Source organism: Lactobacillus sp. ESL0684 (assembly GCF_029392675.1).
Taxonomy (GTDB): Bacteria; Bacillota; Bacilli; order Lactobacillales; family Lactobacillaceae; genus Lactobacillus.
Window position 1 is genome coordinate 1234405 of sequence record NZ_CP113941.1, and the last position, 24385, is coordinate 1258789.

The following is a 24385-nucleotide window of genomic DNA, read 5'->3' on the forward strand; positions in this document are numbered from 1 at the left end:
GGGACCCATAATAACTAAAAAAGCAACTTCAGGCTTGAAGCTGCTTTTTTGATTATTTAGTTTTACCGACTGTTAATTCGCCGCGTTGTGCAAATTCAACGTAAAGTTTACTGCCAGATACTGACAAGCCCTCAATTTCACGCTTAGTCTTTAAATGATGTTTACCTTGGTAAGTACCATCTGTTTTAACCCTGAACAGATAATCATTAAATCCAATATAAAATTGCTGATGCTGAGGATCATAAGTAAAGCCCTGAACAGGTGAACCATTACTGATAAAGTCACTTTGCGTTGCACCAATTTCTTCTGGTGTCCACGTATCTCCGCTGCGTGTCACTTTCCAATATTCATAGCGATGATTGCTGCCATTATGGAATAGACAATACATCGTGTTGTCACCGGAAAAGGTCGCGTTATGAATATAACGCGGCGAACTGCCATTAGCAATCTTAAATGACCAAATCTGATTAATCTGCATATCAGATTTCCGAATTTGCAAGATTTCTTCAGCCTTATCCGAATTTTTAGCACTATTATCATTAGCTAACACATAGAAGTACTTGCTAGACGAACTTAATGATTGACCATGTCCGAGCTTAATGTATGGGCTAACCTTGATATGTGATGCATATTTCCTAAAAGTTGACCACTTAAGTCCCGGCAAATCCTGTGCTTTGTACTTATTAAGCTTGCTTAAATCATAAGACACCAAATGGCCGTATTGATCACTGCTCTTATTGAAGAGTGCCACTGTGAAATCGTGACCGCGAACGGTAATCCCTTCAGGAATCACCCCAACTTGCCCCATCTTGTCTCCTGCCTTGTGGTAATCAAGACTAACAAACCGTGGCTGGAAAAATTTGGTCTTGAGCGTTAAACCATTGGCCTTAAAGGTATTTGATTTATTCTCAATGGTATAATTATGCTTAGCATTCCAATTTCTAGATGAAGACTTTGAACTGCCTTTCCAAGTTGACACCGCCTTAGGACCATTCTTAGGGATTTGGGATGCGCTAGCTACACCCTCTTTTGGATCAGAGCGAACTGTAACTTTAACACTAGCTTTGGCTTTGCCATAACTATAATTGACCGTAGTTGTACCTGGCTTGTTTGAGCTAATCTTAGTAACCGACGTTTTGACCTTACTGGTATCAACCGCTGTTCCCTTGCTATCAGCTACATAGCTAATCGCGTCTTTAGGATTGAAACTAAAATTGCCATTATTGACCAGGCTAACCTTCTTAGCAACGGAAATTTTATTACGTGTAAAAAAGTTTTGCTTAACCCAACCAACGTTGCGACCATCAACAATGATTTGCCAATAAGTACCTTTGTTAGTTTTCACCGACTTTTTGGATTGAATTTGTGCATGCTTAAAATACTTAGTTGAAGTAAATTTGCCTGACGGCCCCTTCTTAGTCGCGTGATGGTAAATGGCGTAATTCTTATTGCCAGCTACCTTGGTAATTGCCTTACTATACGTCTTAGCGCTAGCTTGCTGACTTTGTCCGCCAACGCCAAGGATCACCATTAAAGTAGCAATTGCTACTTTAGTTTTAATTGCTTTGTTCATATTCTCCCACTTTCTAAAAAATATAAATATAGTTTTACATAATTATCAGCAATAAGCAATAGTTGCTACTGTTATATAATCTGGTTAAAAAATCCGATTTTTTTGCTTTTCATTTTTTGATTTCGCTAGTGTACAATAATCATGTTGTTATTATTATTTTGAAGGGAATTTTGATTTTATGATTGAATCACAACAAAAGTCCAAAAAAATGATGTGGACTACCTTGGCAATGATGTCCTTCTCCACTGTTTGGAGTTTTGGTAATGTTGTCAATGGTTTTGTTTATTTTGATGGCACTAAAGTCATCTTCAGTTGGCTTATCGTCTTTTTACTATTCTTCGTACCTTATGCGCTAATGGTTGGCGAACTAGGTTCTGTTTTTAAGGATTCTGAAGGTGGCGTTTCCTCTTGGGTCAATGCGACTATGGGACCCAAATGGGCATATTATACCGGTTGGACTTTCTGGGCTGTGCGAGTTGTTTATATCTCAAGTAAAGGTACCACGGGTCTTCGCGGCATGTCATGGGGAATTTTCGGCAATACCACTTGGTATGACAGCTTGCCAACTGCCTGGACTCAACTAGCTACCTTAGCCGTCTTTTTGTTTTTCTGTTGGCTGGCAAGCCGCGGCGTTTCTGTGATTAAGACTTTTTCAACTATTGCAGGTGCCGCAATGTTTGCGATGTCCATCTTATTCATTATTATGATGTTTGCGGCGCCATTAATTAATCCACATGCCAATTATTTAAATATTAGTTGGAATTGGAAAAACTTTCTACCAACTTTTAATGTTAAGTACTTTTCTTCTTTATCAATTTTGATTTTTGCGGTTGGCGGTGCAGAAAATATTTCACCTTATGTCAACAAATTAAAAAATCCATCATCCAATTTTCCTAAAGCAATGATCAGTCTAGCCATTATGGTAATGGTTTCTGCCATTTTAGGAACAATTGCAATGGCCATGATGTTTGACCCTAAAGTCGTAAATGCTCATTTAAACGAATATATTTCAAATGGGCCCTACATGGCATTTGACAAGCTGGGTAAATATTATGGCGTTGGTGGATTATTCATGTACATTTACGCTTGGTGTAATGTTATCGGTCAATTCTCAACCCTAGTTATCAGTATTGATGCACCGCTACGCATGCTTTTAGGAAGCAAGGAAGCTAAAGACTACATCCCTAAGAAACTCCTCAAGCTTAACAAGCACGGTGCCTACATCAATGGTATTTGGCTAATCGTTGCCTTATCTGGTGGCCTAATTTTAGTACAAGCGTTAATGCCTGATGCCCAAGCAATTATGGCGCAATTGATCAAATTAAATTCAATTATTATGCCGATGCGTTATCTATGGATTTTCGTCGCCTACATCGCTTTACGTAAGCAAGCTAAAAAGTTCAAAACTAACGAAAGCTATCAAATGACTAAGCATCAAGGCTTGGCCTACACTGCTGGAGTTTGGTGCTTTATCGTGACCGCGGCTTGTTGTTTATTAGGAGTTTATTCGAATGATCCTGCCACTTTGGCACTAAATATTGCTACACCAGTTGTTTTATTCTTGCTAGGAATGATCTTACCAACCATTCGAAAACATCAAAAATAATTTAATAGCTATAATTAAAGATTAAAAAAGCCGCTTGCAAAAGGCGGTTTTTTTCTGCTAAATAATGCTAAAATAAACTAAAATGCGCAAAAGGAGCTGATAATTTTGCAAGCAGACTATGAAGCGCAAGCACACAATTTATTACGCAAACATCATTTAAAAGTAACCAAGCCACGCTGTAAAATCCTAGTTTATTTGATGACCCATCATAATCATCCCACAGCAGCTACGATTTATCAGGCAATCGGCAATGGTCATTCAACTTATCGAGCAACCGTTTATAATACCCTCAAAAAATTGGTTGACGCCGGAATTATTATTGAGGTCAAAAATGGTGATAATTCTTCTCATTATGATTATTTTGTCAAACCACATTTTCATATCATTTGTATGCAATGTGGCAAGATTGCCGATGTGGTTTATCCTAATTTTGCCCAAATTGAGAACGAAATGCGCCAAGAAGCTGAACAACAAACTGGCTTTGTTACGTCAACTAGTCATCTAGAAATCTTCGGTCTGTGTACTGACTGCCAACAAAAAGTGCAAAAAAATAAGAGCTAATCAGCTCTTATTTTTATTCTAATCAATATCCATACTTACTAACAATTCTGCTCGTTGAGCTAAATTGACATATAAGCGATTATTAGCTACTGACATTCCTTCAATTTCACGACCAGTATTAAATTGGTAAGCCTGTTTCATTTGGCCGCTACGTCCAATCTTAAAAATCAGATCATTAAAGGCCAAGTAATAATTCTTGTGGCCTGGGTCATAAGTAAATCCTTGTACTGGCGCTCCGTTATTGACAAAGTTGCCATCCGTTTTACCAACTAATTCTGGATACCAGTTGTCACCGGTACGTTTAAATTCCCAATATTCGTAGCAGTTGTTAGCTTCGTCATGGTAAACCATGTACATATCTTTATCTGAAACAACTACCCCATTTTGGAAATAGCGTGGCTTAGAATCATCGCCAACCCAAGCCTTGAACGTCCAAATTTTATTAATTTGCATATCACTCTTGCGAATTTGAATTAGCTCGTTGGCATCAGTACTTTCTTTTTGATCATGATCATTATTGATAATGTAAATATATTTTTTACTATTACCCATTGCTTGACCGTGACCAATTGGAATATACGGACTAACTTTAACATGCTTAACATAATTATTGAATTTCTTTTGTGACATATCAAGTAAATGCTGCGCATTATACGGATTGGTCAACTTTTGCAAATCATAGCCAACAATATGACCAGACATTAAATTAGTATGACTTAATAAACTGGTATAAGTCCAACCATCATCGGCAACTGTAACTCCTTCAGGAATATGACCAACGCGGTTAATGTTATCATCACTAGGATCCTTAACACTTAGCAATACGGGTTGATAAAACCGGGTTTTTAGTGTTAAATCACCGCTAGTCAGCGTCCGTTTTTCGGTTTCAGGCGTATATTCTGTAGGACTGACATAATTAACTGATGAACCATAATGTGTCTTCCAGGCTTGGTAGTCATTAGTCCCCTTTTGTGCCTTTACACTATCAAAGTCGCTTTCATCAACCATACCTTCTTTAGTACTCTTTCTGACTGTTACTTTGGTGGTTGCTTTAGCTTTACCATAAGAGTAGTTAACCTTATAAGTTTTCGGTTCATCACAAAAAATCCCAGTCTTAGAAATTTCTACCTGACTATTATCAACTACCGTTCCAGTATCATCAGTTGCATAAGAAATAGCATCGACAGTTGAAAATTCATAATGCTCGTTGCGAACTAAGCTAATCGTCTTTGGCACAGAGATTTTATTTTTGGCAAAATAGTTTTCATTAACATAGCCAACCTGACGACCGTCAACATAAATCCGCCAATAATTATACTTCTTAGTCTTCACTAATTGGTCTGACTGAATATGGTTATAGCGATAATCAATTCCATCAGCTACCTTTTTATGAACCTTACCATTCGACACACTCTGCCAAACCTTATAGTTCTTGTCCCCAGCAACTTTGGTCATCATTGCGTAACCAGTAGTTGTTTGCTTAGGCTGCTTAGTTGTAGTTGTTTGGCTTGAGTTATCCGAACTAGCCCCAGATCCAGCTTCATTTGAACTATCTGAAGCCGGCGACTGCGTAGTGGTCGAATCTGCCATAACTAACGCAGGCCCATAGCCACTTGCGACTACTAGACTTACCATGATGGTCGTGATAATCGTTGCGATTTTTCTAAATTGCTTCAAAACTATTCCTCCGATAATTAATCTTCTCTATTACATTGTAATATAAGAAGCGTGTTACAAAAAATACAAAATTGATACACTTTCATTGACAGTATTTAACGGAAGTGATTTAATTAGCACTGTACTTATTAGAGTGCTAATTATTTTTGAACTTAAATTTTAGGAGGCAAAAAAATGCTAGTACCTACTGTTGTTGAACAAACAGCTCAAGGAGAACGTGCATACGATATTTATTCACGTTTACTAAAAGACCGGATTATTATGTTGAGTGGCGAAGTTAATGATGACATGGCAAACTCAATTATTGCGCAATTACTATTCCTGGATGCACAAGATAATACAAAAGACATTTCGCTTTACATTAATTCTCCTGGTGGTGTTGTAACCTCAGGATTAGCAATCATGGATACGATGAACTTTATCAAGTCAGATGTTTCCACGATTGCGACTGGAATGGCCGCTTCAATGGCTTCACTACTATTGACTAGTGGTACAAAGGGCAAACGTTTTGCATTGCCAAACGCTACCGTTTTAATTCACCAGCCTTCTGGTGGTGCCCAAGGTCAACAGACTGAAATCCAGATTGCCGCTACGGAAATCTTGAAGACTAGAGAAAAGATTAACCAAATCTTACATGAAACGACTGGTCAACCATTGGAAAAGATCCAACAAGATACTGAACGCGATAATTACTTAAGCGCACAAGAAGCTAAAGATTACGGTTTAATTGACGAAATCATGGTTAACAAGAAAAAATAATTAATTAGATACTAAAAAGGACTCATTTCAAAGTGAGTCCTTTTTATCTGCCCTGCTACCATCTTAAAAACCACATTATTGTCGTAAATTTTCAGCAATTTCATGAATTTTTTTAAAACGATGATTAACCCCAGATTTAGAAATTGGTCCATCTGCAACTTGCTCGGCCACTTCTTTGAGTGATAATTCTGGATTATCTAGGCGCAAACGCGCCAGATCTTGCAGTTTTTCTGGTAATTCAGTTAAGCCCATTTTTTGCTTAATTAATTCAATATCTTCAACCTGCTTAGCAGCCGCCGTTGCCGTTTTTTTCAAATTAGCAGTATCGCAATTAACTAGCCGATTAACAGAATTACGCATATCCCGCATAATTCGCAAATCTTCAAACGCCAGCATCGCATTTAAGGCTCCGACAATATGCAAAAAATCACCAATTTTTTCAGCTTCCTTGAGATAAACAATGTAACCATTACGTCTGGGAGTCGTCTTGGCATTCAAATTAAAATAATGATTCATTAGTTCAAGCAAATCATTGTTGTGATCTTGATAAGCTGAATAAATTTCCAAATGATATCTGCTAGTTTCCGGATTATTGACACTACCACTAGCCAAAAAGGCTCCTCGCAAATATGACATTGAGCCTTCCCTAGACGAAGTAATCCGCTCAGGAATTCTAGTAACTAATTCTGCTTGCGGTGTTAAGATTTCTAAGTTTGATAGGATTTCACGCACGTGATTTTGCAAGCGAACCAAATACTGATTATTCTTTTTTAATTTCATCTTCCGCGAAACAATTAGCAGGGGTTCTACTCGATAAGCAGTCTTAATCAATGAAAAAATATGACGGGCGATCGCCGGGTTTTCAGTAGTAATGTCTAAACTAAACTGGTGGTCGTGAAAGTTTAGCACACCATTCATTCGCAAAAATGCAGCTAATTCTGCCTTCGCATGTTCAGGATTAATCTTAAGCGACGTCAATTCTTTCTTAACTTCACTTGCATAACTTGCCATTATTTGTTAGTTCTCTTTCTACGTGACATCGCCTCAAAAGCCAGTGCAATAATTTCTTTAGCCACTTTTTGCCCATCATGAAAGACCAGACCGCTGCGTTGATCAATGAAGTCAGCAGTGATTACTCGACTGCCTTGATCACGCAAACCGGCAAAGTCATTTTTAACTGGTTCAAGATAGGCATCATAATCGTCTGGATTAAACTGCGACATGTCAATTGGCGCACCATTGATCAGAGTAGTATCAATGAAGTGCCCACCCAAATGGTGATTAATCACCTTTACATGTTCACTATCAGAAAAATGATCGGTTTCTCCAAGCTGAGTCATAATATTACAAATATAAATTACTTCACCCTTGGTCTGGCGTACGGCTTCACCTAAGTTAGGAATCATTAAATTAGGCAAAATTGACGTAAATAAACTTCCAGGCCCCAAGACAACAGCATCTGCCTGCATAATGGCTGCCAGAACTGGTAAAACAGCCTGTGGTGTCTCATCCGAGTTACTATTCGTAACCCAAACTCGCTTAATTCGCTTATCCTTGTCGGTAATTTCTTTTTCTCCAGCCTGTACACTACCATCAACAAACTCAGCATTGAGGGTTAATGGCTCGTTAGAGGCCGGAAAAACATTACCATCAATCTTCATCATCTTGGATAAAGATTGCACTGCCTCAAAAATATTTCCATGCATTTCATTTAAAGCCGCAATGATTAAATTACCAATCGCGTGCCCAGAAAAAAAGGAATCTGAAGAATCGAAGCGATATTGAAAAATATCTTTTTCTTCTTGTGGCAAATCACTCAAAGAGACTAAAACGTTACGAATGTCACCTGGCGGCACTACATTGATAAAATTCCGAATCGAGCCAGAAGAACCACCATCATCTGAAACAGTCACAATGGCAGTAATTTCAGCATTTTGATCTTTTAATGCATTTAAAATAACCGGCAAGCCAGTACCACCACCAATTACGACCACTTTGGGACGTCTACCCTTAATGACGCGAATTATTTTTTCTTCGCCATAAGTCATATTTTCACCTATTTTCTTGTATAACGGCTAATTTCCTTGTGGGTAACATTAACTGGATAATCTTTAGCTAAATCACGCGCTAATTGCTGTGCAATCGCGACGCTGCGATGTTGGCCACCAGTACACCCAATTGCAATCGTTAATTGTTGCTTACCTTCCTTGATGTAGCCAGGCAATACTGTCTGCAAAAGATCCAAGAATTTTTGATAAAATTCTTTGGTTTCAGGTTTGTCCATAACATAGTTAGCAACCCGTTGATCAAGTCCGGTAAATGGCCGCAACTCTGGCAAATAAAATGGATTGGGCAAAAATCTGACATCCATCACAATATCTGCATCAATTGGTACACCATATTTAAAACCAAATGACATTACTTCAATTGAAAAAGGCTGCTGTTGCTGCTCGCTAAAAGTAGCAATTAATTTTTGCTTCAATTGACTGGCTGATAACTGTGAAGTATCAATAATTTTATTAGCTCGATTTTTAATTGGCGTTAAGATTTGCCGTTCAGCCACTATTCCGTCAAGTAATCCACCCCTACTAACAAGTGGTGGCAAGCGACGTGTTTCCTTATATCGGGCAACCAAGGCGTCGTTAGCAGCATCTAAGAAAAGCGTGGTTACTTGAACTGACGCATTATCTTCCAATGAATTGACGGCATTAATCAAGTCCTTGTAAAAACTCTTCATGCGCAAATCGATTACCACAGCTACTTTAGTAAAATCGTTGGAATTAACCATTAAGTCCCAAAAGCTACTTAGTAAAGTTGGCGGCAAATTATCAACCACAAAATAGCCCATATCTTCTAACGCATGTGAGGCAACAGTTTTACCTGCGCCACTCATGCCTGTAACAATTAATAACTGCTTTTTCTTTTCAGACATTTGCGCTCTCTCCTTCATTTAGATTATAACATACCGGGTGTTTCGTCGTGTCTTTTACAAACAAAATAAAAAAGATCCTGCTTGGGATCTTTTCTAAAATTAATTTACCGATGAGCAAACGCAACCACAATTTCATTAATACCAAACATAAACAACCAGAAAGAAATTAACCAAATTAAGGTTAATGCCGATAAAGCCGGATTAAACATCAAGCCGATCGCCAAAAACAAACCTAAAATATTCAAAATCAAACTGATCCAGAAATAAAAGTTCGACTTATTACGCAAATGACTGGCAAAAACGATTCCTGAAATAGAATCAAACAAAAACCAAATTGCAAACAGGTAAGCAAGTGTTAACCCACCAGCATCATATGAACGCAAGAACAAAATCCCGATTACTATATCTAAAATACCGGAGACAATCGCAACCCAGCCAAAAGAGATAAAGTTATGGAAACGGCTATAAAAGACTAGCCAGACAAAACCTTGTACAATTGACAAGATGGCAAATAATAACACGAATGCCTTAAGGGCTTTACCTGGATGACCAATTAGAAACATCCCAGCGATGATCATCAACACTCCAGCAACCAGTGCTCCCCAATCAAAGCCACGTGGCTGATCATAATTAGAATAATTATTCATTTTAATTTAGACCTCCTTGTTGCTAATTGTACACTCTTTAGTAATAAACTTATGCTTATTTGTTTTGCTTAGCCTTTTTGGTTAATGCCGTATCACGTTCTAAAACTGGTTTCAGATATTGTCCAGTAAAACTTTGCTTATTTTCAACTAACTGCTCAGGCGTCCCAGTAGCAACAACTTCGCCACCACCTTCTCCGCCCTCTGGACCAAGATCGATTAGCCAATCAGCGTTCTTAATTACATCGAGATTATGTTCAATAATCAAAACAGTATTCCCCTGATCGACTAAACGCTGCAAAACTTCCAACAGTCGCTTAATATCATCGGTATGCAAGCCGGTTGTTGGCTCATCTAAGATATAAAAGTTTTTCCCAGTTGAAATTTTTTGCAACTCGGCTGCTAATTTCATCCTTTGGGCCTCTCCACCAGAAAGGGTCGTTGCAGATTGTCCCAATTTAACGTAGCCTAAGCCAACATCAACAATTGTCTGCAACTTTCGCGCAATCTTCGGAATTTTATCAAAGAACTCACAAGCTTCACTAATTGTCATATCAAGCACTTGGGCAATATTATGCTTACGGTACGTAACCTCTAAAGTTTCTGAATTATAGCGACTACCATGGCATACTTCACAGGGTACATACACATCCGGCAAAAAATTCATCTCAATCTTGATAATTCCATCACCGTGACATGCTTCGCAGCGACCGCCTTTAACATTAAAAGAAAACCGTGCTTTAGTATAACCGCGCAATTTTGCCTCATTAGTTTGTGCAAAAAGTGCTCGAATATCATCAAACACACTAGTATAAGTAGCTGGGTTACTGCGTGGCGTACGACCAATCGGGCTCTGATCAATATCAATAATCTTTTCGATATTTTTATAGCCACTAATGCTACCGTACTTACCAGGTTTAGTCTGATTTCGGTTTAACTTTTGAGCAAGCACTCGTTTTAAAATAGTATTAACCAAAGTAGACTTACCAGAACCTGACACACCAGTTACCACCACTAATTTACCTAAGGGAAATGCTACCTTAATATTCTTTAGATTATTTTCCTTAGCTCCAGTTATGGTGATATTTTTACCGTTGCCACTGCGACGCTTAAGCGGCACCGGTACAAACTTTTTACCAGCTAAATACTGACCTGTCAACGATTTGGGGTTATGTTCCACCTCTTGCGGTGTACCAGCAGCCATTACTTTGCCGCCATAACTCCCTGCTCCAGGGCCCATGTCAATTAGATAATCTGCTTGGCGCATAGTCTCATCATCATGCTCCACTACAATTAGCGAATTGCCTAAATCACGCATCTTTTTAAGCGCCGCGATCAGACGATCATTATCACGCTGATGCAAGCCAATTGATGGTTCATCAAGAACATACATGACTCCTGACAAGTTAGAGCCGATCTGAGTTGCCAAACGAATTCTTTGTGCCTCACCACCAGATAAGGTATTAGCCGACCGCGATAAAGTTAAATAGTCAAGCCCCACGCTACTTAAAAAAGCTAACCGATCACAGACTTCTTTCAGAATCGGCTTAGCAATCGCGCTTTCTTGCTTATCTAGTTTAACTTCTTTAAAAAAGTCTAACGCATAATTAATCGCTAATTCAGAAGCTTCCGCAATATCCTTGCCCATCACCTTAACAGCAAGTGCCTTAGAATTCAGCCGCTTCCCATGACAAGTTGTACAAGTTAGCTCGGTCATATACTTGCCCATGACATCGCGCATAAACTTAGACATTGGATGATGATAACGACGCTCAACATTATCCATTACTCCCTCAAAAGCAGCAGTAGTGTCATTAACGCCAAAGTCGCCAGTTACATGGAACTTGATTTTTTTGTCTGAGCCATACAAAATAGTTTCTTTTTGTTTTTTAGTTAACTTTTTAAACGGTTTATCAAGCGGAATTTTCAGCGCTGCACAAGCTTGTTCAAGCATTTGCGTATAATACTTAGAATTTTTCCAAGGTGCTAATGCTCCTTCAGCTAAGGTTTTACCATCGTCAGGAATTACCAAATCTTGATCAACGGAAAGCTTTACTCCTAAACCATCACAGTCTGGACAAGCTCCAAATGGTGCATTAAAAGAAAATAACCGCGGTTCCATTTCACCAACAGTAAAACCACATTTTGGACAAGCATAATCTTCAGAAAAATTAAGGGTCTCACCGCCAATAATATCGACATTCATATAGCCATCTGACAGTCTCAGCGCCGCTTCAACAGAATCAAATAATCGTGAACGAATTCCTTCCTTAACCACTAACCGATCAACTACAATATCGATTGTATGTCGCTTGTTCTTAGCCAAAGTAAACTCTTCGTCTATTTCATGCATTTCACCATCGACAATTACTCGCACATAGCCAGACCGCTGCACCCGCTTAAAAACGTCTTTATGTTCGCCCCTCTTAGCACGTACCACTGGCGCCAAAAGTTGAATACGGGTCCGTTCAGGCAAAGCAAGAATTCGATCCACCATTTGCTCTACTGATTGACGTTCAATTAGTGTTCCATCATTAGGACAAACTGGGTGCCCAACTCTAGCCCAAAGCAGACGCAAATAATCATTGATTTCTGTCACTGTACCAACTGTTGAGCGCGGATTATGAGAAGTCGTTTTTTGATCAATTGAAATTGCAGGATTTAGCCCATCAATCGCATCAACATCCGGTTTGTCCATCTGGCCTAAGAATTGCCGTGCGTAGCTTGACAATGATTGTACATAGCGTCTGCGTCCTTCAGCGTATAAGGTATCAAAAGCTAGCGAACTTTTACCAGAACCAGACAGTCCTGTAATAACTACCAATTTATCCTTTGGAATTGTCAAACTAATGTCTTGTAAATTATGCTCACGCGCTCCGCGAACAACAATTTTATCGTTTACCATTTAATGTTTTTCCCTTTTTCTTAATCGGCTTTCTACTCGAAGATTCCAATTCCATGATCGCATCCCGTAAATTAGCGGCTCCTTCAAAGTCAAGCTTCTTAGCAGCCTCCTGCATTTGCTTACGCAAATCTTTAATCATAGTCTGCTTTTGCTTAGCAGTTAACTCATCAAAGTTTAAATCAGCAAAACTATCACCAGAAGCAGCATCATCACTTACCTTAGTTGCCGAAATCATTTCTCTAATCGGCTTAACAATCGTCTTAGGTTGCATATGGTGCTCTTCATTAAAAGCTTCTTGTCGTTTACGCCGACTTTGGGTCGCGTCAATTGCTTCACGCATCGAATCAGTAATCGTATCTGCATACATAATTACTTCGCCATTAGCATTTCGCGAAGCTCGTCCCATAATCTGCACCAAAGGACGGTATGCTCTTAAAAAGCCCTCTTTATCGGCATCCAGAATTGCAACTAGTGACACCTCAGGAACGTCGATCCCTTCACGCAACAAGTTAATACCAATTAAAACATCATATTTACCCAAACGTAAATCACGCAAAATTTGGGTTCTTTCTAACGTCTTAACGTCCGAATGCAAATATTGAACTTTAATCCCTAAATCTTTGAGATAATCAGTTAGATCTTCCGCCATCTTTTTAGTTAAGGTGGTCACAAAGACCCGTTCATTACGTTCAATTCGCTTATTAATCTCGCCAACAAGGTCATCAATTTGGCCATCAATCGGTCTAACCTCAATCTTGGGATCAAGCAGACCTGTTGGCCTAATAATTTGTTCAACCTTATGATCTGTACGCTCCAATTCATACTCTCCTGGAGTAGCTGAAACATATAAAATTTGCTTAACAAATTTTTCAAATTCCGCTAATTTCAATGGGCGATTATCTAACGCTGATGGTAAGCGAAAACCATAATCAATTAGAGTCTGTTTACGATTGCGGTCGCCATTATACATTGCTCGAATTTCCGGCATAGTCGCATGAGACTCATCTATTAAAATCAAAAAGTCATCAGGAAAGAAATCCAGTAAGGTATATGGTGGCTCACCTTCTTTACGGCCTTCCATATGTCGAGAATAGTTCTCGATTCCACTAGTAAAGCCAACCTCGTCCATCATCTCCATATCATAGGTAGTACGTTGTTTAATCCGTTCAGCCTCTAATAACTTACCTTGACCTTCAAATTCTTTTACCTGGACATTCATTTCCTCAGAGATTAGCTTTAAAGCTCGCTGCATCTGTTCATCATTGGTCATAAAGTGGGTTGCCGGAAATAGCGAAATACTTTCCCGCTCACCCATGATTTCACCGGTTAAAGAATCAATTTCAACAATTCGATCAATTTCATCGCCAAAAAATTCAATGCGATATGCTCGACTTGAGTTACCTGCTGGGAAAATTTCTACGACATCGCCGCGCACCCGGAAACGTCCTCTTTGAAAATCGATATCATTGCGATCATATTGCAAATTAACTAAATCACGCAACAAGGTATTACGATCATATTCTTCACCTTCATGAACAGTGATCACACTTGCCGCATATTCATGAGGATCACCCAAGCCGTAAATACAAGATACGGAAGCCACAACAATTACATCATTGCGTTCCATCAGATCACTAGTAGCTTGATGACGAAGCTGGTCAATTTCATCATTAATTGCTGAATCTTTTTCAATATAAGTGTCAGATTGTGGCACATAAGCTTCAGGTTGATAGTAATCATAGTAAGAAACAAAATAATCAACAGCATTATTGGGGAAAAATTCTTTGAACTCTCCATATAGTTGCCCTACCAGCGTTTTGTTATGAGTAATTACTAGGGTCGGCTTGTTTAATTTAGCAATAATATTAGCCATCGTAAAAGTTTTTCCAGTTCCAGTAGCTCCTTCAAGAATTTGTTCATGATAACCCTTTTTAAAGCCAGCGGTTAACTGATCAATCGCCTGTTGCTGATCTCCTGCTGGTTTAAACTTGGATACTAAATCAAATTTACGTTTTTCTTGTCGTTTTATCATTGAAAGACTCCTCGTAAAAAAGTTGGACCAAAGTCCAACCCTTATTTGATGTTTACTATTTTACTCTTTCGAACATTTTTTCGCACGCTCTTTAACTTATTTTAACAGGTCTGCTAGAGCAGTTTGGTATTTAGTCGCCACAGTTTGGGCAGTTGCAATGTCTGGCTGATTCACACCAACATATGCTTTAATTACTGGTTCAGTACCTGATGGTCGCAATGCTAGCCAAGTTTCATCTGCTAGGAAATATTTAAGAACATTTGCCTTAGGTAAATCGTTCATGGCCGCTTTTCCAGTTGTAGTCGTTTCTTCCTGTAACCAGAAATCTTGTGTCTTAATAACTTTAACTCCATTTATTTCAGTTAAACCCTCGCCACGTAATTTGGTCATTAGGTCAGCCATTTTCTGTTGCCCACCAATCCCCGGCATTTCGATTGCTCTAGTAATTTCGTAAGAAGTACCGTACTTTTGCCAAATTTCTTGTAAACCGTCTAACACGCTCATGTCACGTGAAGCATAATATGAAGCAACTTCCGCAAACATCAAGGCTCCCTGCATAGCATCCTTATCACGCGCAAATGGCTTAAACAAATAACCATAACTTTCTTCAAAGCCCATTAAAAATTTGCCATCGTTAGCTTTGTTCATACGATCGATTTCTTCACCAATAAATTTAAAACCAGTTAACACTGCCTTGGTTTGAATCCCAAAATCTTGTGCAATTTTAAGTGGCATCTGACTAGATACAATTGAAGTAATCAACTCATAATCAGCTGTTAGCTGACCATTCTGCTTAAGGTTATTTAACAAATAATAGACCATTAACGTGGCAATTTGGTTACCAGTTAAAACCTGAAAATCGCCATTTTGGGTCCTGACACAAGCACCCATCCGATCTGCATCAGGATCAGTCGCAATGATTAAATCAGCATTTTTTTCATTAGCTAAAGCTACGCCAGGTTCAAAAACATCGCGATATTCTGGATTCGGTTTTTTAGTAGTTGGAAACTCGGGGTCAATAATTGATTGGCTTACTACAGGAATCACATTTGTGAAACCATTTTGTCTAAATGCTCGCTCATAAAGCATCTTACCGGTACCGTGTAGTGGTGTATAAACAATGGTTAATTTGTCCGCATTAGCAGCAATTAACTTGGGATTGACATTAACCTGCTTTAACTGGGCTAGGTATGCTGCATCAAGATCTTCGCCGATTATTTGCAGCAAGCCATTGGCACGTAATTCTTCAACTGGAGCAGCCGTAATTTGAAAAATATCTTTAACTGCTTGGGCATGGGCAAAAACTCGTGCAGCATTTTCTGGTCCCATTTGTGCACCATCTGCACCATATACTTTGTACCCATTATATTGCTTGGCATTATGTGAAGCCGTAATATTAATACCAGCAAAAGTTTTTAAATAACGCACGGCATACGACAATTCTGGAGTTGGTCGCAAGTCATCAAACAAATAAACCTGAATTCCATGAGCACCTAAAATTTGAGCAGCTAACTGCGCAAACTCACGAGAATGATAACGAGAATCAAAAGAAATTGCGACTCCACGCCGTTGTGCTGCCTGACCATTTTCATCAATCAAACGAGCCAGCCCTTCAGTTACTCGTCCAATAGTAAACAAGTTGATTCGATTAGTGCCAGGTTCAAGCTTGCCGCGCATCCCAGCAGTCCCAAAGTCAATATCTTGGCCAAAAGCATCTTCGACCCAACTTTCATCTTGACCTAACTCAGTTAATTGCATCCGCAAATAATCTGGCAAGTTTGGCGTCTGTTGCCATTGCTTAAAGCTTTCTTTAGCATTCATCTTCACCATTAACCTCAATTTCTAAAACTTAAATCCTTCTTATTATTCTTATTTTAACATTTATCTTAGTCGCTATCCGCAATAAACAAAAAGAATTCAGCTTCTGACTGAATTCTTTAATTTTTATTTATCATTTAAAGTTTGTAAATAGTTATAGGCTTCTTGACCAGCAATACTGCCATCACCAACCGCATTAGCTATTTGACGTAAATCTTTAGCACGGACATCACCTAGCGCGAATATCCCATCAACCTTGGTCCGCATATGTTCATCAGTTGGAATCCAACCCTTGTCATCTGTTACACCGAGTTCTTTAAAAGGTGCAGTTTGTGGAATAACTCCCACATAAATGAAAACGCCGCGAACAGCTAGCTGTTTTTCTTCGCCAGTAGCTTTGTCCTTGTAAGTTACACTAGTAACCTTTTGCTCATCACCGTCAATTGACTCAGTCTGGGCATTCCAGATAAAATTCATCTTTTCATTGGCAAAAGCCCGTTTTTGTAAAGTAGGCTGCGCCCGTAATTGATCACGGCGATGAATCACAGTTACCGACTTAGCAGATTGAGCCAAATAAATGCCCTCTTCTATTGCCGAATCACCGCCGCCAACGACAGCGATATCTTCATCCTTAAAAAAGGCCGCATCACAAACCGCACAGTAAGAAACACCTTTACCAGAATATTCATCCTCACCAGGTACATTCAAATGGCGGTGATCAGCACCTGTGGCAATAATTAATGCAGGAGCTTCATATTCACCAGTATCAGTTTTGACAAGCTTATTGTCACCATCTAGAGCAACCGATTGAACATCACCATACGCAAATTCAGCGCCAAATTTCATTACTGAATTATACATTTTTTCGCCAAGCTCTGGTCCCTTAATTTCGCTAAAACCTGGATAATTATCAATTGCATCAGTATTGTTCATCTGACCACCATATAATCCGCGGTCAAGCAATAGTACCGACAAGTTAGCCCGTGACGCATATAAAGCAGCAGTTAGTCCGCCAGGTCCAGCGCCAATAATGATTACATCGTATTTTTTGGTCATACTTTCACCTCAAGTAGTTTCTTATTTTTAGTAAGTAAATAGTACAACACAAAATAGTTAAAGTCTAATTTCCTGTTTGGGACTTCTACCCATCATTTGCTCAATTTCGTCATCAACGCTGGTATTTTCGTATAAAACTCGGTAAACTGCCTCACTAATTGGCATATCAATTTGTTTGTCAGTACACAATTCATGCACAGCTTTAACAGTAGTGGCACCTTCAATTACTTGTCCCATATTGTTAACAATATCATTAAAGCTCTTGCCTTCACCAAGCTGCTTGCCACATCGCCAGTTACGTGAATTGACCGACGTACAGGTCACAATTAAGTCACCAATACCAGCTAGCCCGCTAAAAGTTAGCGGCTTAGCACCAAAATAATTAACACCTAAACGGGTTATTTCGGCTAATCCACGGGTCATCAAGGCTGCCTTAGCATCATCACCATAATTCTTCCCAGCTAAAATTCCAGCAGCAATTGCAATGACATTCTTAACGGCACCAGCCACCTCGACCCCAACTAAATCATTATTGGTGTAAAAGCGGACATAATCATTAGAAAGTAGCTCTTGCACTGTTTGCGCATTTTTCATACTAGTTGATGCACAGGCAATAGCGGTCAAGTCTTTTTGAGCAACATTTTCTGCATGACTAGGTCCTGAAATTGCCACGATTTGATCGGGATTGTCTGGGTAAACTTCCTCAGTTAAAATCTCCGAAATCAATTTTTTAGTTTGTGGCTCAATTCCTTTGGTAGCAGTAATTAAAATCGGCTTTTGACCCGTTTGCTCTAAAATTGTACGGACATTTTTAGCAACATTGCGAATGGCACTAGTCGGTAAAACAAACAACACATATTGGGCGCTTTCCAGTGCTACCGCCAAATCGCTAGTTGCTTTAGCTGTTGCATTTACCTGCCAGTTCTTCATATAGTGTTCATTGGTATGTCGCTCGTTAATCTCTTGGTTTACCCGCTCATCAATTCCATATAACACAACCTGATTACCCTTATCAGCTAGCATCGACCCTAAGACTGTTCCCCAAGAACCTGCTCCTAAAACTGCAATTTTTGTCATTTTCTTCCTGACTTTCTCTAAATACCTTACTTAATCTCTAGTATACGGATATTTCAATCCACTACCATCAAGATACCACTTAGGCTTAACCTTCATTCTACGATAAATAAACATCCCTAAAGCAGCAACCAACATAATGACACTTACTAATTGTGAAACCCGAATTGTTCCAGCTAAATATAAACTGTCGGTTCTAAGTCCTTCAACGAAGAACCGGACAATTGCATACCAGGCTACGTAAAGCATGAAGACTTCACCTTGCTTAAACAGGTGATGACGATGCCGTAAAACTAAGATCAAGATTAATCCGATCAAATTAAAAAATGATTCGTACAAAAAAGTGGGCTGATAATAAGTACCACCAATCTTCATCTGTCCAATAATAAATTGTGGCAAATGCAAACTTTGCAAAAAGTGTAGCGTAGTTGGCCCACCATGCGCCTCTTGATTAATAAAGTTTCCCCAACGGCCAACTATTTGTGCAGCCATTACCCCTGGAGTAATCACGTCTAGCATTAAGAATGGTGGCAATAGCCGTCGATAGCAAAAAATTAGTAACACTATCAAGCCGACAATTAACCCACCATAAATGGCAATTCCACCATTCCAAATAGCAATAATTTGATCCGGATGCTTAGCATAATACGGCCATTCAAAAATCACATAATAGATACGTGCACCAACATAACCTAACGGAACTGCCCAAAGCAATAGATCGACAAAATCATCACTGGCAATCTGCCTTTTTTGGCCTTCAATAATTGCCATTGACACAGCCAAAACAATTGCCACAGCCATGATAATTCCGTACCATCTGACACTTAGGCCACCAAGATTAAAAGCAACCGGATTAATTGTTAAACTCATTTATCTTCATCCTTTATTGTGTCCTGCCTGGAATTATCAGCAATTAAAGCTGTTAAATTATCATCAAATGTCTGTGTGGCATCATAACCCATTTTTTTTGCTCTAAAATTCATTGTGGCAATTTCAATAATATCTTCCATATTGCGTCCAACCTTAACTGGAATCGTAATTTGTGGCACTTCAACATTGCAGATATTACGTTTACTTTCCTCAAATCCTAAACGATCGTAGTTAACCTTGTTGTCCCAATTAACTAGCTTAATTACCAATCGAATATTTGAGCGATTTTTAACTGCACCGACACCAAACAAGTCCATCACGTTAATTATCCCAATTCCGCGAATTTCCATTAAATGTTTTAAAATTAGCGGTGCTTCACCCATCACAGTTTCAACATCTTTCTGGTAAACATCAACCCGATCATCAGCAATTAGCCGATGTCCGCGATGAATCAGTCCTAAAGCAGTTTCAGATTTACCAACACCAGAATCACCAGTTAGCAAGACACCTAACCCCTTAACTTCAATTAGCACTCCATGAATAGTATCACGAACTGCCAAACGTTCACGCAAATATTCGGTTAAAATACTTGAAACATAAGTTGTTGACTCAGATGACGTTAAAATAGGAATTTGCGCTTGCTCGGCTGCTACTTTTAATTCCGACGGAATTGGTAATGATCGAGAAATCACAAAGCACGGAGTTTCGGGTGTACATAACTTAGTGAATACATGTGTTAAACTTTCATGATCTAAGCGTGCAGCATAGGAGATTTCCGTGCGGCCTAACAACTGTATGCGTTGTTTAGGATAAAAATCAAAATAACCAGTTAATTCTAGACCTGGACGATAAATGTCAGATACTACCAATGTTTTGTTTGCTATATTTTCAATACCTTGAGCAACTTGGATAATTTTATTATCGCGTAGCAAATTTTTTAATTTAATTGCTTTAGTCATCTCGACTCGCCCTTCTTAATTAATCATCAACATCTTTAGTTTTAACATTACGAGCCTGCTTGCGTTTAGTACGTGTACTTCGCTTCTCTTGCCAAGTAGTATAAGCTGAGCTACGTGGCCGAGCAGTACTTGGACGATTCTTTTTACTAAAATGTCTAATTAACCAAATGATTAACGCGATAATTAATAAAATTGGTAAAAACATAAAAAAGATATGAAAGACCATGGAAAGTAGCCCCATAACTAATACAGCTAATACTATCAAACCAATTATTCCCCAAAAACTCATTTTTCCACCTATTCTGGATTTTCTTTGCTAAGCAACCATTGCAAATATGCATAAACAAAATTTTGTAACTTTCCATCCATTACACCACTTGTATCTGCAGTTTCATAGCCTGTTCGCAAATCTTTAACTAAATTATAAGGATGAAATACATAAGAACGGATTTGTGAACCCCAGCCGTTTTCCATTTGGTCACCCTTAAGTTCTTGTTTGTGTTGCCGTTTTTTTTCTTCTTCTAAATGAAATAATTTGGCACGTAATTCATTTAGTGCCGTTTCACGATTTTGAATCTGCGAGCGTTGCGCTTGCGAAGTTGCCACAATTTTGGTTGGCAAGTGGGTAATGCGGACAGCACTCGAAGTTTTATTAATGTGCTGACCACCGGCACCACTAGAACGATAGACATCGATTCTTAAATCTTTAGGATCAAGATCAATTTTAATACTATCATCAATTTCAGGAATTACCTCAACTGAAGCAAAAGAAGTGTGCCTCCTTTTAGCAGAATCGAACGGAGAAATCCGTACCAACCGGTGCACACCATTTTCCGATTTAAGCATACCATAAGCATTTTTACCGACAATCCGAGCACTCAGACTTTTTAGTCCAGCTTCTTCACCAGGCTCATAATTATTAATAATAAATTTAAAGCCCTGCATTTCAGCATACCGCTGATACATTCTCAGTAGCATCTGCCCCCAATCCATTGCCTCGGTCCCGCCGGCACCAGGGTGAATTTCTAACAAGGCATTATGATCATCATATTGCGCAGACAATAAAAGTGCCATTTCATAATCGTGAAACTTGGCTTGCAAATCAGCGAGGTCATATTCAACCTCTGACTGCAAATCTGCATCAGGCTCTTCACGTAGCAGTTCTAAAGCAGTTGCCTCATCTTCATAAGCCTTGTCCAATGCTAAAAATGAGTCACGCTTTTCCTTTAAACGATTATTTTCAGAAATTAACTTTTGGGCTTTAGATTGATCTTGCCAAAAATCAGGTTCCTGCATTTGGGCTTCATTGAGTGCAATACTTTCAGTAATTGATTCTAGGTCAAAGAGACCCCCTAAAGTGCGCCAAACGGTCAGCCAGTTTAGCTAATGCACTTTGTATTTCACTAATTTCCATTAATATTTTCTCCTAAATTTTATTAATAAAAAAGAGAAAGCATGCAGCTTTCTCCTTCCATCTTAACTTATTCACGACTAAGATTTCGTCTGATTTCAGCTTTCATGAATAGGCGAGTTACGTCGAACTCAATATTTGAAATCATTTCTTCAAACATATTATAACCAGAATCTTGATATTCAACTAATGGGTTAAGTTGACCGTAACCACGCAAACCAATTGATTGACGCAATTGATCCATTGCATCAATATGATCAGTCCAACGATCATCAACTACTCGCAAAATAACTACTTTTTCAAATTCTAGCATATCAGCTGGATCAGCCAAAACACTTTCCTTATCTTTAAAGTTATCGGCAACTACCTCGTACAGCTTTTCTTTTAATTCAGGAACAGTAATTGTCTTGAAATCAATTGAATCTGCAGTTTCTTCTGTGGCAATACTCGAAACAATGAAATCGCGCAGTGAATCAAGCCGCCACTTACTACGATCGCCTTGCGTAAACATATCAACTTGACTGTTAATCGTACGCTTAATCATTGCTACCAAAATATCTTTAAGCGATTCTTGCTCGCCAATAACTTGCATCCGCTCGCCATAAATAATTTCACGTTGCATCCGCATAACGTCATCGTATTGCAAAGTCTGCTTACGCGTATCATAATTATTACCTTCAACCCGCTTTTGAGCAGATTCAACTTGACGAGTAATCAGCCTGCTTTCAATTACCTTATCATCATCATTATCTGAAAGCCGATCCAAGAAGTCTTTAACTCGATCTCCTCCAAAACGCTTCATCAAATCATCTTCCAGAGACAAATAGAACCGAGTAACACCAGGATCTCCTTGTCTACCAGAACGACCACGCAATTGATTATCAATTCGCCGAGATTCATGACGTTCAGTTCCGATAACGGCTAAACCGCCAATTTCTTTAACCCCAGGCCCTAGCTTAATATCAGTACCACGACCTGCCATGTTAGTAGCAATCGTAACAGCACCACGTTGTCCAGCATTCATAATAATTTGTGCTTCTTTAGCGTGGTTTTTAGCATTTAAGACAGCATGGGGAATATGCTCCTGATCAAGCAGTTTACTTAATCTTTCCGAACTTTCAACCGCCACTGTACCAACTAAAACTGGCTGTCCCTTAGAGTGACGTTCTTTAATTTCTTCTACCACGGCAGCAAATTTTGAGTCCAAAGTCGGATACAAAATATCTGAGCGATCATTTCTTGCTAATGGACGATTAGTCGGAATCGTAATTACTTGCATATTGTAAATTTCACGAAATTCCTCTTCTTCAGTCTTGGCAGTTCCTGTCATCCCAGACAATTTATTGTACATTCTAAAGAAGTTCTGATAAGTAATCGTTGCCTGAGTCTTAGATTCCTCTTGAATCTTAACTCCCTCTTTGGCTTCAATAGCTTGGTGCAAACCATCTGAATAGCGACGTCCCTTCATTACTCGACCAGTAAATGAGTCAACAATCAAAACTTCGTTGTCTTGCACAACATAATCAATATCTTTAAGCATGATAAAGTTGGCTCTGAGTGCCTGATCGATATGGTGGACTAATTTTTGATTTTCAACGTCATACAAATTCTTTAAACCAAAATGCTCACAAGCTTTTTGAATTCCCGTTCTTGTCAATGAGATTGTCTTAGTTGGCCAATCTATCTTGTAATCGCCATAATCCTTATCGTCATCGACGTCATCGTCACTTTTATCTTCTTTAAGAGTTTTAACAAAACGATCTGCACGCACATAGTCACCCGTTGCTTGTTCTGACTCACCAGAAATAATCAACGGCGTTCTTGCCTCATCAATTAAAATTGAGTCAACTTCATCAATAATTGCATAATTGAGCGAACGCTGAACCATTTGTTCTTTATAGACCACCATGTTGTCACGCAAGTAGTCAAAACCTAATTCTGAGTTAGTCGAATAAGTAACATCACATTCATAGGCTTCACGCTTTTCATCTGGTGACATTGCATTGAGATTCAAACCCACTGTTAGACCAAGCCATTTATACAACTGACCCATTTCTTCTTCATCACGGCTTGATAAGTATTCATTAACGGTAACAACGTGCACGCCCTTACTAGTCAGCGCATTTAAATAAACTGGCATGGTAGCTGTCAAAGTCTTACCCTCACCAGTCATCATCTCAGAGATGTTACCAAAATGTAGTGCAATTCCACCTAAAATTTGGACATGAAATGGATATAGACCTAACACTCGCTTAGCACCTTCTCGTGCTACCGCGAATGCTTCAGGAAGCAGACTATCTAAGTCTGCACCTTTTTGCAAGCGATCACGAAATTCAGGCGTTTTAGCCTGCAATTGTTCATCGGAAAGCTTACCGTATTCATCAGCATAACTTTCAACTTTTGCTGCTGTTTTTTCGAACTTTTTAAGTTCTCGTTTATCGTTATTATATAGTTTCTTTAAAACGTTTACCATTTAATCGATCCTTAATTATATGTAGTCAAGTATAA

Annotated in this window: 19 protein-coding genes; 3 read left to right on the forward strand and 16 right to left on the reverse strand. The window is 38.9% G+C overall.

All coding sequences use genetic code 11. The features are described from left to right. Nucleotides 1-52: 52 nt before the first annotated feature. The gene (locus tag OZX56_RS05995) at nucleotides 53-1573 is read right to left on the reverse strand and encodes an SH3-like domain-containing protein (RefSeq protein WP_277139271.1); all 1521 of its coding nucleotides are present in this window, start codon (nucleotides 1571-1573) and stop codon (nucleotides 53-55) included. A gap of 178 nt (nucleotides 1574-1751) precedes the next feature. On the opposite strand from OZX56_RS05995, the gene OZX56_RS06000 reads away from it, so the two are divergent. Next, on the forward strand, nucleotides 1752-3179 hold the full coding sequence (locus tag OZX56_RS06000; RefSeq protein WP_277126216.1) for an amino acid permease: 1428 nt from the start codon (nucleotides 1752-1754) through the stop codon (nucleotides 3177-3179). A gap of 105 nt (nucleotides 3180-3284) precedes the next feature. Beyond that, nucleotides 3285-3740 carry a Fur family transcriptional regulator gene (locus OZX56_RS06005; protein WP_277126215.1) on the forward strand — a complete coding sequence of 152 codons (456 nt, stop codon included), beginning with the start codon at nucleotides 3285-3287 and terminating at the stop codon, nucleotides 3738-3740. Nucleotides 3741-3758: 18 nt separating this feature from the next. Here OZX56_RS06005 and OZX56_RS06010 read toward each other — a convergent pair whose 3' ends face one another. Further along, a complete protein-coding gene (locus OZX56_RS06010) occupies nucleotides 3759-5417 on the reverse strand; it encodes an SH3-like domain-containing protein (protein WP_277139272.1) in 1659 nt (552 codons plus the stop codon). A 174-nt stretch (nucleotides 5418-5591) separates the two neighbouring features. On the opposite strand from OZX56_RS06010, the gene clpP reads away from it, so the two are divergent. Further along, the gene (gene clpP, locus OZX56_RS06015; protein WP_277126213.1) at nucleotides 5592-6176 is read left to right on the forward strand and encodes an ATP-dependent Clp endopeptidase proteolytic subunit ClpP; all 585 of its coding nucleotides are present in this window, start codon (nucleotides 5592-5594) and stop codon (nucleotides 6174-6176) included. Nucleotides 6177-6251: 75 nt separating this feature from the next. Here clpP and whiA read toward each other — a convergent pair whose 3' ends face one another. From whiA to secA, 14 genes are all read right to left on the reverse strand, one after another. After that, a complete protein-coding gene (gene whiA / locus OZX56_RS06020) occupies nucleotides 6252-7187 on the reverse strand; it encodes a DNA-binding protein WhiA (RefSeq protein ID WP_277139273.1) in 936 nt (311 codons plus the stop codon). Beyond that, on the reverse strand, nucleotides 7187-8224 hold the full coding sequence (gene yvcK, locus OZX56_RS06025) for a uridine diphosphate-N-acetylglucosamine-binding protein YvcK (RefSeq protein ID WP_277126211.1): 1038 nt from the start codon (nucleotides 8222-8224) through the stop codon (nucleotides 7187-7189). Before yvcK ends, whiA begins: the two co-directional genes overlap by 1 nt. Nucleotides 8225-8232: 8 nt before the next feature. Then, on the reverse strand, nucleotides 8233-9108 hold the full coding sequence (gene rapZ, locus OZX56_RS06030; RefSeq protein ID WP_277139274.1) for an RNase adapter RapZ: 876 nt from the start codon (nucleotides 9106-9108) through the stop codon (nucleotides 8233-8235). A gap of 104 nt (nucleotides 9109-9212) precedes the next feature. After that, on the reverse strand, nucleotides 9213-9755 hold the full coding sequence (locus OZX56_RS06035) for a DUF308 domain-containing protein (protein ID WP_277139275.1): 543 nt from the start codon (nucleotides 9753-9755) through the stop codon (nucleotides 9213-9215). A gap of 55 nt (nucleotides 9756-9810) precedes the next feature. After that, nucleotides 9811-12657, reverse strand: a complete 2847-nt coding sequence (gene uvrA, locus OZX56_RS06040) for an excinuclease ABC subunit UvrA (protein WP_277139276.1) — start codon at nucleotides 12655-12657, stop codon at nucleotides 9811-9813. Next, nucleotides 12644-14689 carry an excinuclease ABC subunit UvrB gene (uvrB, locus tag OZX56_RS06045; RefSeq protein WP_277139277.1) on the reverse strand — a complete coding sequence of 682 codons (2046 nt, stop codon included), beginning with the start codon at nucleotides 14687-14689 and terminating at the stop codon, nucleotides 12644-12646. The genes uvrA and uvrB overlap by 14 nt, the downstream gene beginning before the upstream one ends. 96 nt (nucleotides 14690-14785) lie before the next feature. Next, a complete protein-coding gene (locus OZX56_RS06050; protein WP_277140359.1) occupies nucleotides 14786-16510 on the reverse strand; it encodes a phospho-sugar mutase in 1725 nt (574 codons plus the stop codon). A gap of 123 nt (nucleotides 16511-16633) precedes the next feature. After that, nucleotides 16634-17563, reverse strand: coding sequence for a thioredoxin-disulfide reductase (trxB, locus tag OZX56_RS06055; RefSeq protein ID WP_277126206.1), 930 nt, complete (start codon nucleotides 17561-17563; stop codon nucleotides 16634-16636). A 57-nt stretch (nucleotides 17564-17620) separates the two neighbouring features. After that, nucleotides 17621-18640 carry an NAD(P)H-dependent glycerol-3-phosphate dehydrogenase gene (locus tag OZX56_RS06060; protein WP_277139278.1) on the reverse strand — a complete coding sequence of 340 codons (1020 nt, stop codon included), beginning with the start codon at nucleotides 18638-18640 and terminating at the stop codon, nucleotides 17621-17623. Between the two features lie 30 nt (nucleotides 18641-18670). After that, a complete protein-coding gene (lgt, locus tag OZX56_RS06065; protein ID WP_277139279.1) occupies nucleotides 18671-19507 on the reverse strand; it encodes a prolipoprotein diacylglyceryl transferase in 837 nt (278 codons plus the stop codon). Beyond that, entirely contained in the window at nucleotides 19504-20466 is a 963-nt protein-coding gene (hprK, locus tag OZX56_RS06070) for an HPr(Ser) kinase/phosphatase (RefSeq protein ID WP_277126203.1), read from the reverse strand. The genes lgt and hprK overlap by 4 nt, the downstream gene beginning before the upstream one ends. A 19-nt stretch (nucleotides 20467-20485) precedes the next feature. Continuing rightward, nucleotides 20486-20755, reverse strand: coding sequence for a hypothetical protein (locus OZX56_RS06075; protein ID WP_277139280.1), 270 nt, complete (start codon nucleotides 20753-20755; stop codon nucleotides 20486-20488). Between the two features lie 8 nt (nucleotides 20756-20763). Continuing rightward, nucleotides 20764-21880, reverse strand: a protein-coding gene (prfB, locus tag OZX56_RS06080; protein ID WP_277139281.1) for a peptide chain release factor 2 whose coding sequence is annotated in 2 segments (ribosomal slippage) — nucleotides 20764-21807 and nucleotides 21809-21880 — 1116 coding nt in all. Because the reading frame shifts where the segments join, the coding sequence is not laid out codon by codon here. Between the two features lie 67 nt (nucleotides 21881-21947). After that, the gene (gene secA, locus OZX56_RS06085; RefSeq protein ID WP_277139282.1) at nucleotides 21948-24350 is read right to left on the reverse strand and encodes a preprotein translocase subunit SecA; all 2403 of its coding nucleotides are present in this window, start codon (nucleotides 24348-24350) and stop codon (nucleotides 21948-21950) included. Between the last annotated feature and the right edge of the window lie 35 nt (nucleotides 24351-24385).